At 53.2% G+C, this 14,652-nt stretch carries 10 protein-coding genes; 4 read left to right on the top strand and 6 right to left on the bottom strand.

Annotation, left to right across the window (positions count from 1 at the left end; translation table 11 throughout):
* Positions 1-58: 58 nt before the first annotated feature.
* The 3 genes from SH527x_RS16425 to SH527x_RS16415 all read right to left on the bottom strand — a co-directional run bounded on the left by SH527x_RS16425 (position 59) and on the right by SH527x_RS16415 (position 3,674).
* Positions 59-361: a hypothetical protein gene (locus SH527x_RS16425; protein WP_437191764.1), complete on the bottom strand. Its 303-nt coding sequence runs from the start codon at positions 359-361 to the stop codon at positions 59-61.
* 844 nt (positions 362-1,205) lie between these two features.
* Positions 1,206-2,309: a 23S rRNA (adenine(2503)-C(2))-methyltransferase RlmN gene (gene rlmN / locus SH527x_RS16420; protein WP_437191763.1), complete on the bottom strand. Its 1,104-nt coding sequence runs from the start codon at positions 2,307-2,309 to the stop codon at positions 1,206-1,208.
* Positions 2,310-2,393: 84 nt separating this feature from the next.
* Complete coding sequence (locus SH527x_RS16415; RefSeq protein ID WP_437191762.1) at positions 2,394-3,674, bottom strand: glycosyltransferase family 4 protein; 1,281 nt, start codon at positions 3,672-3,674, stop codon at positions 2,394-2,396.
* 129 nt (positions 3,675-3,803) lie between these two features.
* On the opposite strand from SH527x_RS16415, the gene SH527x_RS16410 reads away from it, so the two are divergent.
* Positions 3,804-4,751: a phosphatidate cytidylyltransferase gene (locus tag SH527x_RS16410; RefSeq protein ID WP_437191761.1), complete on the top strand. Its 948-nt coding sequence runs from the start codon at positions 3,804-3,806 to the stop codon at positions 4,749-4,751.
* An 89-nt stretch (positions 4,752-4,840) separates the two neighbouring features.
* On the opposite strand, the gene SH527x_RS16405 is transcribed toward SH527x_RS16410, so the two are convergent.
* From SH527x_RS16405 to SH527x_RS16395, 3 genes are all read right to left on the bottom strand, one after another.
* Positions 4,841-6,898 carry an SGNH/GDSL hydrolase family protein gene (locus SH527x_RS16405; protein WP_437191760.1) on the bottom strand — a complete coding sequence of 686 codons (2,058 nt, stop codon included), beginning with the start codon at positions 6,896-6,898 and terminating at the stop codon, positions 4,841-4,843.
* 69 nt (positions 6,899-6,967) lie between these two features.
* Positions 6,968-7,933 carry an aldo/keto reductase gene (locus tag SH527x_RS16400; protein ID WP_437191759.1) on the bottom strand — a complete coding sequence of 322 codons (966 nt, stop codon included), beginning with the start codon at positions 7,931-7,933 and terminating at the stop codon, positions 6,968-6,970.
* A gap of 69 nt (positions 7,934-8,002) precedes the next feature.
* A complete protein-coding gene (locus SH527x_RS16395) occupies positions 8,003-9,832 on the bottom strand; it encodes a hypothetical protein (RefSeq protein ID WP_437191758.1) in 1,830 nt (609 codons plus the stop codon).
* Positions 9,833-10,440: 608 nt separating this feature from the next.
* On the opposite strand from SH527x_RS16395, the gene typA reads away from it, so the two are divergent.
* The 3 genes from typA (at position 10,441) to SH527x_RS16380 (ending at position 14,623) form a co-directional block, all read left to right on the top strand.
* Positions 10,441-12,261 carry a translational GTPase TypA gene (typA, locus tag SH527x_RS16390; RefSeq protein WP_437191757.1) on the top strand — a complete coding sequence of 607 codons (1,821 nt, stop codon included), beginning with the start codon at positions 10,441-10,443 and terminating at the stop codon, positions 12,259-12,261.
* Between the two features lie 245 nt (positions 12,262-12,506).
* The gene (gene hemP / locus SH527x_RS16385) at positions 12,507-12,722 is read left to right on the top strand and encodes a hemin uptake protein HemP (protein WP_437191756.1); all 216 of its coding nucleotides are present in this window, start codon (positions 12,507-12,509) and stop codon (positions 12,720-12,722) included.
* 230 nt (positions 12,723-12,952) lie between these two features.
* A complete protein-coding gene (locus tag SH527x_RS16380; protein ID WP_437191755.1) occupies positions 12,953-14,623 on the top strand; it encodes an NAD+ synthase in 1,671 nt (556 codons plus the stop codon).
* Positions 14,624-14,652 lie beyond the last annotated feature (29 nt).

Genomic DNA, 14,652 nt, shown 5'->3' with positions numbered 1-14,652 from the left:
CATTCGCCAATCACACCAGCCCCTTCTGGCCGCGGAGCCTGACTTCAGACAGACGATACTAGTTCTGACTGTAGTTCGGACGAATCCCTGAGCGCTTGGCACTCAATGGGGATTTGACGTAACGACCAACGCAGTGCGCACAGAGATCGAACTGCATCAACTTCGGTCCGGTGTCTGGCAAGTTGAAATCTGCTGTGGATTCCAATTCATCCAGCGTCGCAGCAATCTGTTGCAAGTGATCGACATCAAGGTCGGATTCTGTGATCTCATCTGGATCAAAAGCAGCCGCGACTTCAATTTTAACAGCGTATCGTTCTTCACGAATTGATCGCCCGCACATATCGCACGAGTAATGGATCATCTCGTTGAGCCTTTCAAAATGAATCGAATCAGTCCGCAATCAGGCTGGTCAGAAACAACCAAAATCGATCTTGCATCACACACAGGAAATGCAAACGAAGCCCACACACACGGCACTGACGTTACCTTAAACAACCATGAGACTGCTCAACACAGATTTGACAACACACAAACTCCGCTCTCCAACCAACCACAATTCATCAACCAAGACGTGGCGACTGCATAACCAAGTAAGGACATGTTTTACCGGGACATGAATGAAGCAACTGCATCAGAGCAATCCATCATTTCAACGTACCGGAGATGGGCGCCTGCCGAACGAAAGTGAAACTTTCAAATGACAACTCCCAATCCACTATCAAATCACAAATCGAGAAACTGCTCACACTGAGATCCCGATTGAATGACGAAATCACCAGAGAAAGTCAGCGATAAAACTGCCTCATCATCTGGCAACACAATCAATCCGAAACGGGTTTACCACCTGTGCAGTGGTTGCGACATGCTTTCAAGAACCAAAGGCTGAACAATGAACTCGTTCAGCCTCTACTTAAGATTTAACCACAAATTCATTGTGGTGCAAAGCGCCTGTTGATCATTTTCTGAGGCATGAAAAATCATCAGATTTGGTTGACAACTTGGTTGCAATTGCCACCAGACGCTCCACACAAATTGCAGCGACCACCAATGCATTTTGATTGCAAAAATCCGAGCATCACGACGCATGGATGCAATGAGGTTCATTCATCACAACGATCGTTATCGGTGATTAACCGCATCATGACAGCGTCGGTCGGCACTCGACGACGAGGCAGATCAGTGACAGCAATCATGCAGCGGCCGAACTATGACGATGTCGACACAATCGAAGGTTGCAGTGCAACTGGCGTTTCTTTGGAGCTAAGCCGTAGCTGTCCACAGGCCGCATCAATATCGGCCCCTTTGCGTTTGCGAACGGTCACATTCACACCGCCCTCGCGCAGCACATCAACGAACTGCTTCGTGCTCGGGTTTCCTGGTGCTTCCAATGCAATTGTCGAAACCGAGTTCATCGGAATCAGATTAATGTGCGCGTTCCGATGACGCAGGAGCTTTGCAAGTTGCTTTGCGTGTTCTTCCTGATCATTCACACCGGCAAGCAGGACGTACTCGTAAGTGATCCGTCGACCAGTCACATCAAAGTAATCGTCGGCCGCCTTCAGAATGTCATTGATCCCGATGTTCTTGTTCACCGGCACGATTCGCGTTCGCAATTCATCATTCGGAGCATGTAACGACACTGCGAGATGAAATGGAATATCCGTGCGTGCCAGTTCGCGAATCTTTTCCGGGAGTCCGACTGTCGAGACTGTGATTCGTCGCGCTCCCAGTCCCATGCCCCCCTTGTCGTTCAAGGTTCGCAGTGCTGGCAGAAGTGCTTTCAGGTTCGCAAGCGGTTCACCCATCCCCATGACCACAACATTCGTGATACGTTCTTCGAGCGGCAACAGGCGATCCAGACGCAGAATCTGATCAAGGATCTCGCCGGTGGAGAGGTTTCGTTTCACCCCTTCTAATCCGCTTGCGCAGAAGATGCATCCCATCGCGCAACCAACCTGTGTACTGATGCAGACGGTCCGTCGATCTTCTTCCCGCATCAAAACGCACTCGACGGTTTCCCCATCGCGCATCGAGAGCAACAGCTTCTCGGTTCCATCAACAGACTTCTGATGCCGAATGATCTCACTTCCGAAGAAATCAAACTGTTCCTTCAATTCTGCTCGCAGTGCTGCCGGAACATCATGCAATGAATCAAAGTCATTGACCCGTTTGCCGAAAATCCATTTTCGAATCTGATCAGCACGATACCCACCGCCCCGTTCTGCACACCATGCGACGAGTTCATCACGTGAGAGATCCGTGATGAGTGGTTTGAGGATCGGTGATTTTGAAGTGGACTCAGCAGCCATGACTTAAATTTCCGCAGTCAATTGAGAAGGATCGTCAATCATATCGTCCCCGACGGCTTCGTGCGAACAGGAATCAGAGTCAGATCAACTAACACCACTCAATTCACCATTATTGCTGGCCGTCTGCCGCAAAACCGTCGCGAGTTGCCGAGCCTGCTCTTTCAGCGAATGATGCGATTCAACATAAGATCGAGCTGCCTGAACATCCTCCGTCGGGCGAGGATTCTCCCGATATTGACGAACAAGCTGTGCAAGTCGATCGAGATCTCCATCTGCACAGGCACCAGCTTTGGATCGCTCCAGGAATTCACGTTCGACGTTCAGGGATGCCACCGGAGTCCCGGTTGCCGCTGCCTGAAGATAGGTATTTGGAAAGCCCTCCAACGAAGAGGTATTCACCAGTACAGCAGCCTTCTTCATGAGTGCCGGCATCTGCTGAAACGGAACCTTCTCGATTATGTGAACATTGCTCGGCGCATCTCGTTTCGTTTCCGCTTCGACAAGATCGTCGCGTCGATTCAGGATCACCAAGAACGGAATCTCAGGACATCGTCGGGCGAGTGCCAGTAAATCGACAGGGCGCTTGTGCACATTCTCTGCACGCCCCACCCACAACGCGAACCGTTGAATCTTTTCCAGCACCGGCAATTTCGGTTCGGTGTCGACCAAGGCATCCCACTCTTCAAGGTCGAAAGGGTTCGGAATCAACGCTGCTGTACGCTGAAACGCTTGAAGCTTTTGCTGCTGAGAAACCGTCTGACACAGAATCTGATCGGCGTGCGTAATTGCCCATCGACACGCCTGAGCCGAGTCCTGATAGGTGCTGACAAAGTTCCCTTCGCCGAGATACCGTTCATCCAGATCGCCATCTGACCCAAGAAACAGAACAGCAGGACGGTGGGATGCGTGTGCTGAAGCAATGACAGTCGCCGAATTACTTTGAACCCCAAACGTCAGAAACAGATCAGCTTCTATCTCTTGATAGAACCGCGACGGAAGACATGGATCAGGCTTACGGCTCAACGTTTTCTGCAGAGCAATGAGCGGGAGCGTCATCGCATCACTCAGGCGTGGCTGCCGCAACCTGACGAATGGGAATTTGGACCGGCGTGTCAGCCGCAGAGCTAACGATTCACGAGCGGCGTACAATGGATCATACAGCAGCTTCAACCGCACGCCGTCATAAATCTGCTGCTTGAGACTTCCTGTATGCCGAACGACAAAAGTCACTTCGCAATCATCTCGAGCGGCCAGTCCACGAGCGAACATCCATGATCGGGTTTCAATCCCCCCGATTCCGCCTGGGATGGCAGGATCGATTGCGGGATAGGCATTCAGGGCGACGATGCAGATTTTCAATGGCATACATCACCGAATGCGAAAAAATGCGTTCAAACAGACTGAAACTTCATGAATCTTGCGGGACTGGCTTCAAGTCCGTCAGAAAACTAAGCATACTCTCAGCCGAGGTCGTCGTGCAGCATTGCGCAATCGATGATCAGGAAATTGTCAAATTCATTCTGGTTCTGGTTACTTGAAGAAGGGCGACCAGTCATGCTCGCCTGGCGTCTCGCCATCTCCGCCGTTCTCATTCCGTTACTGGTCGGGATCTTCTATCTCGATGCCCAGTTAGGTGAAGCGTCTCCACTCCTGTTGATTCTTGTCAGCTTGCTGGCGGTTCGCGGCGTCTGGGAGCTTTCTGAACTCATTCGACCTCGCGTCCCCAACCTCAACTCGCCAGTAATGATGATTTGCGTCACCGCGATTATCGTCGGCAGTTGGTGGCCCCATTTTCGCCCTGATCCGCCAGAGTTTCTGGACCTGACTCCGTTAGCACTCGCGCTCTGCTTTTCCATCATGACGCTCTGCGTTGTCGAGGCAAAGCGATTCCGAGAACCGGGGCATACCTGGGAAACGCTCGGGGTCGAAACGTTTATCGTCTGTTTCGTCGGATTACTGCTGGCAACAACGGCTCAACTGCGTTGGGTGGCTGGTGCCGAAGCCGGTTATCTTGTCATCGGGTCCGTTGTCCTCTGCACCAAGGGCGCGGACGTCGGAGCTTACTTCGCAGGCAAGAATCTCGGTCGCAATAAGCTCGCTCCCATCCTCAGCCCCGGTAAAACGTGGGAAGGAGTTGGAGGAGCCGTCGTTGGTGCTGCCATTTGCGGCTGGGTCTGGATGACGTTTGCGACACCATTTTTCTTACCCGGTGCTGTTCCCTGTCCGTGGTATCTCTCGATGCTGTACGGGGGGATTCTCAGTCTCGCCGGAATGGTTGGGGACCTGTGTGAATCCTTGCTGAAACGCGATGTGAACCGCAAAGATTCCGCCGCCCTGCTCCCCGGCTTTGGAGGCATGCTCGACCTGCTCGACAGTGTTCTGTTCGCTGGCCCGGCCGCACTCCTCGTCTGGAAGATCCTGCCGCTGGCGACATGGATGTAGACCGGTCCATTAAAACAGAAACAGCAGCGTGCGAGATGACCTCACAGGCTGCTGTGCAATCGCGGTACTTCTGTCACCCAAGGTGATGGTCAGTCAACAAGATCGCCGATCACCAGAATCTGCCCGACCCAGAAATTCGTCCCCTGATACTTGGGAGACTTGAGTTCGGTTTCCGGGTCCTTCAACCGAAATGCAACTGGCTGGCGATCAGGCTGTTCAGGATGGACTTCGATCGAAACAGTATGCACCTCGTTCGGGTCCAGAGCCTGCGAAACAGGCAGTGTGGCCAATCGGTGATAGGTGCAATAACTGTCAAACCGCTGGACAGGTTTCACCTTCGCCTGACCATCAACAGTCACAATCGCCTGACCCCCATTTGGGCCAACAAGGTCGTACAGTTTCACCTGAGACCCACGCACCTTGAATTGAATCTTGCTCCCCGGCGTCCCGGTGTGCCAGATCGTTCCTAACCGGCCGGAGAACGACTTGCTGAGCGAGTTCTCGGCCGGCAGTTCATTCCACTCACCGGCCAACATCGATTTGGTGACAGGAATCATTTTCGCTGCCTGCCAGTGATCGGCAATAAACGGCTTTGCGAGTTTCCCGGCATGGACTGTCGGAAAACTGACCGCTTCGATGGCTGGCCAGACTTCAGCAATGACGTCCGTGTAAATCTGATGTCCTTCATCCAGTGGATGCACACCATCCTGAGAAAAGCGAATGACACCGGCTTCCGTCGGAGCATCAGACTTATAAATCAGCTTCCCTGCCTGCTGGAGTTCGACAATTCGTTTTGCGAAATTGATCGTCGGGATGTTGTAGTGCTCTGCTAGCTGCTCCATCGCCGAAGCCGCACGGGGACATTCCCCTTTCTCCAGAAACTTCTCCTGCCCCACAGCATACGTGTAAACGAAGCAAATATCGGTTTCAGGATTGTGAGTCCATGCCTGTCTGACGATCCCTTCCATGCCTCGCCAGATTTGTTCAGGTGCTGCAGAAGCGTCGTTTACTGAGAACTCGACAAACAACAAATCGGGATTCTTACTGAGTGCATCTCGCTGTACGCGGAAGACACCGAGATCACTGCCTGTTCCTCCGATCGCCGCATGAATCTCTTCAACTTTGGCATTCGGAAACTTCTCTGCGAACCACGCACGTGATTTCACCCGCCATCCGTTTGCAGCAGTAATCGAGCCCCCAAGATAGGCGATGCGAACAGGTTTTCCCTCGCGAAGCTTCGTCAGCACATTCCCTAAGCCTCCGCGTGGCTGCACGAGTTCGGCCTTTACGCTGTGATATTCAGGAACGGCAGGGGCTTCGACAGCCGAGTTCACAGCGATGAAGTTCACAATCGGGTTCGGATCTTCCAATCCATGAGGATGATGCTTCACACCCGGTTTGCGGATCAGAGTGATTGGCCCGCCCAGTTTGCGGTAACGCTCTGCGACGATGCCGGTGTTCTCTTCCCACGGAACAACTTCGTCGGCATCTCCGTAAACATGCAGCAACGGAATCCCCGCTTTTGCGAGCGGAGCAAGGTTATCGATCGGGTTTCCGGTGTAGGCGAGAGCTTCCTGTTCATCCTTGAATCCATGATGCTCAATCAGCCGCTTCCATTCACTGGCACTCCCCAGCCCTGTTCCCTTTCCGCCCGGCCAACTCTTGAAGTCGCAAACAGGCGCATCCAAATAGAGACAGGCGACCTTGTCCGGATTTGCTCTGGCCCAGTTGTAGCAATAGAGCCCGCCGCGACTCAGGCCGACGAGAGCGACCTTCTTGGCAAAGCCGTGTTTCTCAGTCAGTTCACGATAGAACTCATTCCACGATTCAACCGCTTTGGGTGAACCGAACTGATTGGGCACCTGCATATAGACAACGTGGAATCCTCGCTTCAACAGAGCGATATCGGGTGCAGGCTTGTGACCGAAAAACTCACCATGCCAGACCCACGGCTTCCCGGGTGCTGCTTCTTTTGGAGCAACAACCAGAACTGGTTTGCCAGCAACTTCGAAGTCAAAACGGTCGAAGCCATTCCAGTCTGACTTCTTCCCGGGAAAGCTTTCCGCAGACGCTGGCAATGCGAGAACGGCAACGACAACAGCAGCGGTCAACGCAGTGGACAGGATTTGACACAAGCGACGTTTCAACGGTTGTACTCCTCACCTGAAAGACAGCCAGCAACCTTCAACTCAGCAGATCAATCAACGCCGTTTCACTCACGTCGAGACACCCTGGCCCTGGGAAAGTTGCGGATCGTTATTCTCCGGGCGGCCTTCTGTGTAATACCAGTTGTGAATCGGCTTCAGAATTTCGAGAACCTCTGACAGCAGTTGTTGGTCAATCGGTTTCTGAACCCAGCTTGCCCATTCACGAATGCGTTCAGGACTTGCACTTCCAGCAATGCAAGTGGCCATATCTTCATTTGCAACGGAGAACTGCAAGGCAAGCTGTGCGAGATCCACTCCAGCTTGCTCGCAATGACGTGCCGCCCTGGCTGCCGTTTCTCGAACAAATGGAGTCGCTTTGTGCCAGACCGGCAATGGAGCATTGGTTAACAAGCGAGCCGAGAACGGTGCAGCGTTCATCGCACCGACACCACGTTCTTTCAGCAACGGAATCAGATCAGCAAACATCTGATTCTGTAACGTATAGTGGTTGTAAGAAAGCACCACATCGAGATCAGTCTGTTCCAGAATGAACTGAAACATCTTCATCGGATATCCACTGACTCCGACAAAACGGATGGTTCCGCGTTCCTGTTCTTTTCGCAACGCCGGGAGCGTTTCATCGACGATCTGCTGCATGTCCACGAACTCAATATCGTGACACAACATGATGTCGATGTGATCAACCTTCATCCGTTCCAGACTAACATCGACACTCTCTCTGACTCGCTTCGCAGAGAAATCAAAGTGTTGTGGGGCGTAACGTCCCAACTTTGTACTCAACAGATACGAGTCCCGCGGAACGTCGCGCAATGCAAACCCGAGCAGCACTTCCGATGCGCCTCGTCCGTAATAAGGAGAGGTGTCGATGAAGTTCATTCCGCAATCGAGGGCTGTGTGAACAGCGGAAACGGCGTCCGACAGATCAACGTTGCGAAACTCCTGTCCGAGTGACGAAGCCCCGAACCCCAATACAGGCAGTGTCAAACCCGTTTTTCCCAGTGGTCGACGATCCATGGCCCGAGCACCCTTTCACTTCCTGTTGCGAATTGGACGATCCATAAAAGCGACTGACTGACACTCAAGTCAGATTGAACTGGCAATGAAAACTCCGGCCAGCAAACACAACAACGCCGCCAACAATTGCCAGACTGCAATGGATTCCGAAGTCTCTTCATCGACCAAAGTCGACGATTCGGCAACCGTTCTCACAAACTCGGTCGGGAGCTTATGCGGAAATGCAGTGAGCAGGTACCAGTCAAATGCTTTGCACAAATGTGCGAACAATCGAACAGGTGCAGCGACGAAGAACCTGATCAGCTTTGGAGCATAAAATTCGGCGGAAGTGAGACGCTGAATCAGGCTCCCAGACTCATTCAAAGGAGTCGCCCCCCCCAATTGGTCAGGCCAGGTTCGGGCGACCACGATTCCGATGGCCATCACCACTGGAACCGCGAGTGAAAAGTGTCGCCATAAAAGACCTTGTCCAACGACGAAAGCGACTGCAGGCGCCACGATCAAAACCAGAACCACACAATACCAGGCAAGAATGCCCCCAGAACGTGTTCCCTGCGCTGTCCCTGTCAGATCGGCCTCTGCATGATCACGATCTCCAAAATTCGTCGCGAGTTGCGTCTGGATCTCGCGAAACAATGCGACTGTCGTAAATAAAGAACCGACAAGCACCAGTCCAAACATCACCCAGGCATTCAGCCCTTCCGGCCAGGCAACTTTCGTCACGATATCCGCGAGTTGATCCTGCCCGAGAATGCCGCAACAGACAGCACCCGCAAACAGCAGCAGAAATCTCCCAACACTCCGCTTCGCTGGCTCCAGATGCATGGCATCGATTTCGAAGCAAAGAATCCCCACAAGAAATGTTGCCGACAGCCCCAGCAAATTGACTATCGGAGACAATGCAATCGCTGGCTGAAGAACGATACAACCTAAGAATACGATTCCCCATTGAATCGAAACAACAGTCAGCAACCGTCTTGGTCCGCCATCCACATGTTCATCACGCTGACAAACAAGTGCCATCATCCCCAGCAGCCCAACCGACATCGCTCCGATTCCGGAGAGCAGCATTTGAATCGGTTCAAACTGGCTGAAGATCACGCCCCAGCGAAGAAACAGGGCTCCGGACAGTCCCACCCCGAAAACTGAGACCCAGGCAACGTTCCGCCAAGAAATCGCGACTTGTCTTCCCCAAACCATGAGCGGGAACAGCCCACAACGCATCACCAGTGTCACAACCAAAAACAGAAACGAAGTCACACTCAGGTTGTATTGTTCGGGGCTGAGATTTGGCTCGTGCTGAAATGTCAGCAACGTCGACATGCCCGGTGCCAACCAGACGTGATTCAGCAGAACCAACCCGACAAGCCAGAGAAAGTCGCCCACGGTCAGCCAGACCAGATAAGTCCCCGCCCCGGACGAGGCCGATTCATCTCGATCATTTCTTGCGAGAATCAGGCAGAGCAGCCAGCCTGAAACGACCATTGCTCCCCACTGCAACCAGACACTGTCCGCCACCACGACCACCATCGAGGCCAGCAATAACCATGTCCCGGCAAACGCTTCTCTCCATTTCCCGGCAGGCGCAGAAAGGGCATCAGATCGGTTCAACAACAGAGCCTGAAAGCCGATCGCGCTGATACACCAGGAAATTGACACCATATCGAACGGTAGAAACGACAACCGATCGAGCAGCGAGTTTTCCCCGATCATCTGCCTTTTCGTCTCAGGGCTGATCGCGAAAAGCACGACGAACCCGAGAAAAAACAGCTTGGAGACGATTGAGATCTCCCATTTGCGGGGCGGCGTTGTACGAAACAGGCTTTGAACAAAAAAGATGGCCCCTGCCAGGAACAGGATGAACAGAACAGGAAAAATGACCAGCACCGTCGTCGCCACGTTCGTTCCTGACTTCCGTCGAATATCAAACGGCAAAGAGCTCGATTGATCTGAGTGGAGCTTCCTCAAGTAAAACCGCTGAAGACCGCCGTTCGACCAACTTGTGAATCACCACGAAGGCGAATTTCTGGCCGTCTGAAGCATACCAGAGTGACGGTCCCCCGTTGCACTCAACTCGCAATCAACAGGGTGCCTCTCCTGAAAATCGCCCCTGAGTCACTGTCGTTAAAGCAACACACCGACGCAAACAAATCAGAACAAGCAGATACGTCTATCTCATTTTGAAGAATTTCGCACCTAAATCGAGTTCACTCTTTTCACAAAATGACCAGTAGAAGCAAAGTTCCAAGGGAGATATGATAGAAAAGATGAATTTCAGAAAACTTTAGGATGCATACAATCCCAAAGATCTCTATCATTCTCCCCCCTAGGGTTTCTTGATTTCGCTCCAGAGTCAACGCTTCTCTCGCTCTGGATGCGGCCAGGCTGGCGTTTGCCGGCTTGCTGCCTGCTTCGGCTGGTCACAGCGTTCACAGGATCTTTCACTGCGAGCGAGTTGTGTCCCGGTCCCGGCCGGTGGCAGATAAATTGAACTATACGGACAAACTATGCGTCGCGACGACATTCGGAATATCGCTATCATTGCCCACGTCGACCACGGCAAAACAACCATGGTCGATGCCCTGTTGCGTCAAAGTGGCCAGTTCCGAGACGCTCAATTGCAACAGGCCTGTATTCTCGACTCCAACGAACTGGAACGGGAACGCGGGATCACAATTCTCTCCAAAAATATTGCGATGCAATACAAAGGGGTGAAAATCAATATTATCGACACGCCGGGCCACTCCGACTTCGGGGGAGAAGTGGAACGTGTGTTGAAGATGGCCGACGGGGCTCTGATTCTCGTCGACGCATTCGAAGGTCCAAAGCCACAGACCCGATTCGTGCTCACAAAAGCACTCGAAGTCGGTCTGAAGCCGATCATTGTCGTCAACAAAATTGACCGTAACGACGCTCGCCCTGAAGACGTTGTTCTCGAAACGATTCACCTGATCGAAGAGCTGGGCTATGAAGGCTCTCTCGATATTCCATACGTGTTTGCCAGCGGTCGTTCCGGGTACACCTCGCACGACCCAAGTGCCCGCGAAGGGAATATGGTTCCCCTGCTGGACATGATTCTGGAACACATCCCAGGTCCAGTCGCAAACGTTTCCGAACCATTCCAGATGATGGTGACATCGCTGTCGTGGTCAGAATACGTCGGGCGAATCATCGTCGGACGGATCAACAACGGGATCGTCAAGACAGGCTCAAAAGTCTCGATCCTGAAAGAGGGTGGGAAGGTCATCAACTCTCCAGTCGAGCGTGTTGAACTGTTCGACAAGCTCGGCAAAGTGGAAGTTGAGCAGGCAGAAGCCGGTGATATCGTCGCCCTGACAGGGTTGGGCGATGCGGAAATCGGTGACACCGTCACTGCCATCGACGCACCAATCGCTCTGCCACGTATCGAAGTCGACGAACCGACGCTGTCGATGGTCTTTACGATCAACTCATCCCCGCTGACCGGTCGCAGTGGTGGAAAATTCCTCACCAGCCGCCACCTTCGTGAACGTCTCGCCAAGGAACTCCAGTCAAACGTCGCACTGCGAGTTTCTGACGGAGAAACCAAGGATATCTTCCGGGTTTCTGGTCGTGGATTGCTGCACCTGTCGATTCTGATCGAAACAATGCGTCGCGAAGGCTTCGAACTTTCCGTTGGAAAGCCAGAAGTCATCCGCAAGCAGATCGACGGCAAATGGCACGAACCATTCGAAATCCTCGAAGTGGACGTTCCTTCAACCGACGTCGGAACTGTCATTGAGCTGGTTTCCCAGCGCAAAGGCCAGATGAAGGAAATGACTGCCGGAGCCGGAACACACTCACACCTCGTGTTCGAAATTCCTGCTCGCGGTCTGATCGGCCTGCGTACTCGCCTGCTGAACGCATCCAAAGGGGAAGCGATCATGCACCACCGCTTCGAATCCTATCGCCAGCTGGAAGGCGAAATTCCTCGCCGCAAGAACGGCGTGCTCGTTTCTCAGGATGTCGGCAAGGCGACTGGATACGCCCTGTTCAAACTCCAGGAGCGATCCGAACTCTTCGTTGGCCCGGGATCAGAGATTTACGAAGGGATGATCGTTGGCGAAAACAGCCGCGATAATGACCTTGTCGTGAACCCAGTCCGCGAAAAGAAACTGACCAACATGCGTGCGTCCGGGTCGGACGAAAACATGATCCTCGCACCACCACGCGAACTCTCACTGGAAATGGCCCTCGAGTACATCGAGTGGGACGAGTACGTGGAAGTCACCCCGAACGGAATTCGTTTGCGTAAGATCTGGCTGTCAGAAACTGATCGCAAGCGAAACAATCGAACCGTTGCTTCGTGATCGAAGCCAACGCACCAGACAGTCCTGTTTCGGAGCGATCTGAAACACGCTGATCTGCGTTCTGCTCAAACACTGAGGCCAGCCCCGCACGTCGGGACTGGCCTCTTTTATTACATTTACGTCACCATCGCGTTTCACCACAGGATCACATTGACATTGAGTCTCAGTTTCATTTAGCATGGAAACACCTGCTCACGCCTGGCGCGCGGGACACGACTGTATTCTGATCGAAAGTTGAGTTAGCAATGTCCAGTGCTCCTGTCCCGGCCGATTCCGCACCGACTTCATCGCCGAACCCAGCACCAACTCCAACTTCTCCGGTCCCCATTGCTCCCATCAATCGACCGGTTCTCAATTCAGCGGATATCTTTCGTGATACCCGAGAAGTGGCGATTCAGCATGGTGAAGAGTTTTACCGCTTGCGACTCACCAAAAGCGGCAAGCTGATTTTGCACAAATAGCGTCATTTCTCTGCCAAAAACTCCGGTTTCCCTGGCGCTGGAGTGAGAGACGCATGCATCCGGAGCAGATCTACAAAGATTCCGCCTGATGACGACAACTCCGACGTCTCTTTTGCCCGGCATTTGTCTATCATTGGTGAGTTAAAACGTGACGAGACCGCCCCGCCGAGTTCGGTCGTCACGTTCTGGTCCAGCAAACGCCTGACCAGCGACCGAACCAGTGATGACGCATGAAGATCGCATTTACTCAATTGAACTTTGTCGTTGGTGACCTTGCAGGGAACACCAGACAGATTCGCGACGCTGCAGAACAGGCACGCCAAAGCGGAGCCCAACTGCTGGTGACCTCTGAGCTCGCAATTTGTGGATACCCACCCAGAGACCTGCTGTTCCGTGGCGGCTTCATTGAAGCTTGTCTGCAAGCCGTAGCAGAACTCGCGTCACTGACAGACGAGAACTTCGCGATCCTGATCGGACATCCCGGCAAGCACCCGAATCACTCAGACTTGCCGACCAATTCAGCAAGCCTGTTAAGCAACGGCCAGATCACCGACACCATTCACAAGGTGCTGCTGCCGAACTACGACGTCTTCGACGAGAAGCGGTACTTCGTCCCCGGCCCCACTCCTCGCCCGATGAAGTTCGGTGGGCTCACTCTCGGGGTGCATATCTGCGAAGACGCGTGGTGGGGTGAACCGGATACGTTCTATCACTATTTTCCGGATCGCACTCCCGACCCCGTCGCCACACTGGCTGCTCATGGCGTTGACCTCTTCATTAACCTTTCGGCGAGCCCATTTGCTTCCGGCAAGGTTCAACGTCGCCATCAGCTCATGCAGCGGCATGTTCAACGCCACGGCCGTCCGTTTCTGTTTGTAAATCAGGTGGGCGGGAATGATGATCTGGTCTTCGACGGGAACAGTTTCGTTCTGAATCAGGACGGAGCACTTGTTGAAACAGGTGGTGCATTCACCCCGGACTTGAAGTTCATCGACACCGAACACTTGCCATCGGCGAAACCTGCATTGTCGCCACGTCGGGAGGTCGAACTCTATGACGCGCTGACGCTGGGGTTGAAAGATTACCTTCGAAAATGCGGGTTCACTGACTGCGTACTGGGCTTGTCCGGCGGAATTGACAGTGCCCTCGTGGCAGCTATTGCCGCAGACGCCATCGGTCCAGAGCATGTGCATGGCCTGCTGATGCCGAGCCGATACAGCAGCGAACACAGCGTCTCCGACTCGGTTGCTTTGGCGAAGACCCTCGGCATCGACTGGTCGATTATTTCGATCGACGACGTGCATCGAGTCTACGAAACACTGCCGAAGATCGACACGGATTTATCCTCTCAACCGGGTGGGCTGGCCGACCAAAATTTGCAGGCACGCATCCGCGGGGCGATCGTCATGACCAGAAGCAATCGCCATAACTGGATTGCAATTGCCACTGGAAACAAGAGTGAACTCTCGGTCGGTTACTGCACTTTGTACGGCGACATGTGCGGAGGTTTTGCGGCTCTTTGCGATCTGTACAAAGGGGACGTTTACGCCCTGTCCCGGTATGTCAACGAACGCGCCGGGCGGGAAGTCATCCCTTACAACACCATTGAAAAGGCCCCGAGCGCAGAACTGGCTCCGAACCAGTACGACCAGGACACCTTGCCACCCTATCCGATTCTGGATGCGATTCTCTACGGATTGATCGACGAAGAGCGATCACCGGCAGACCTCGCCAAAGAGTTCCCGGAAGAAACTGTCCTTTGGGTGGTGACACGTCTGGACCGTAACGAATTCAAACGCCGCCAGATTCCACCGGGCATCAAGTTGTCCGCCAAAGCATTTGGAACCGGTCGCAGAATGCCGATGGCAGCCAGAGTTTTTACTGGTCTGCCAAACAGATAACTCGCTTTCATCCCTGTGGCGATGACAGT

The sequence above is a fragment of the Planctomicrobium limosum genome (assembly GCF_051465645.1).
GTDB lineage: Bacteria > Planctomycetota > Planctomycetia > Planctomycetales > Planctomycetaceae > Planctomicrobium.
The sequence above is the reverse complement of the archived record's forward strand: the minus strand, read 5'-3'. Positions and strand labels throughout refer to the sequence as shown.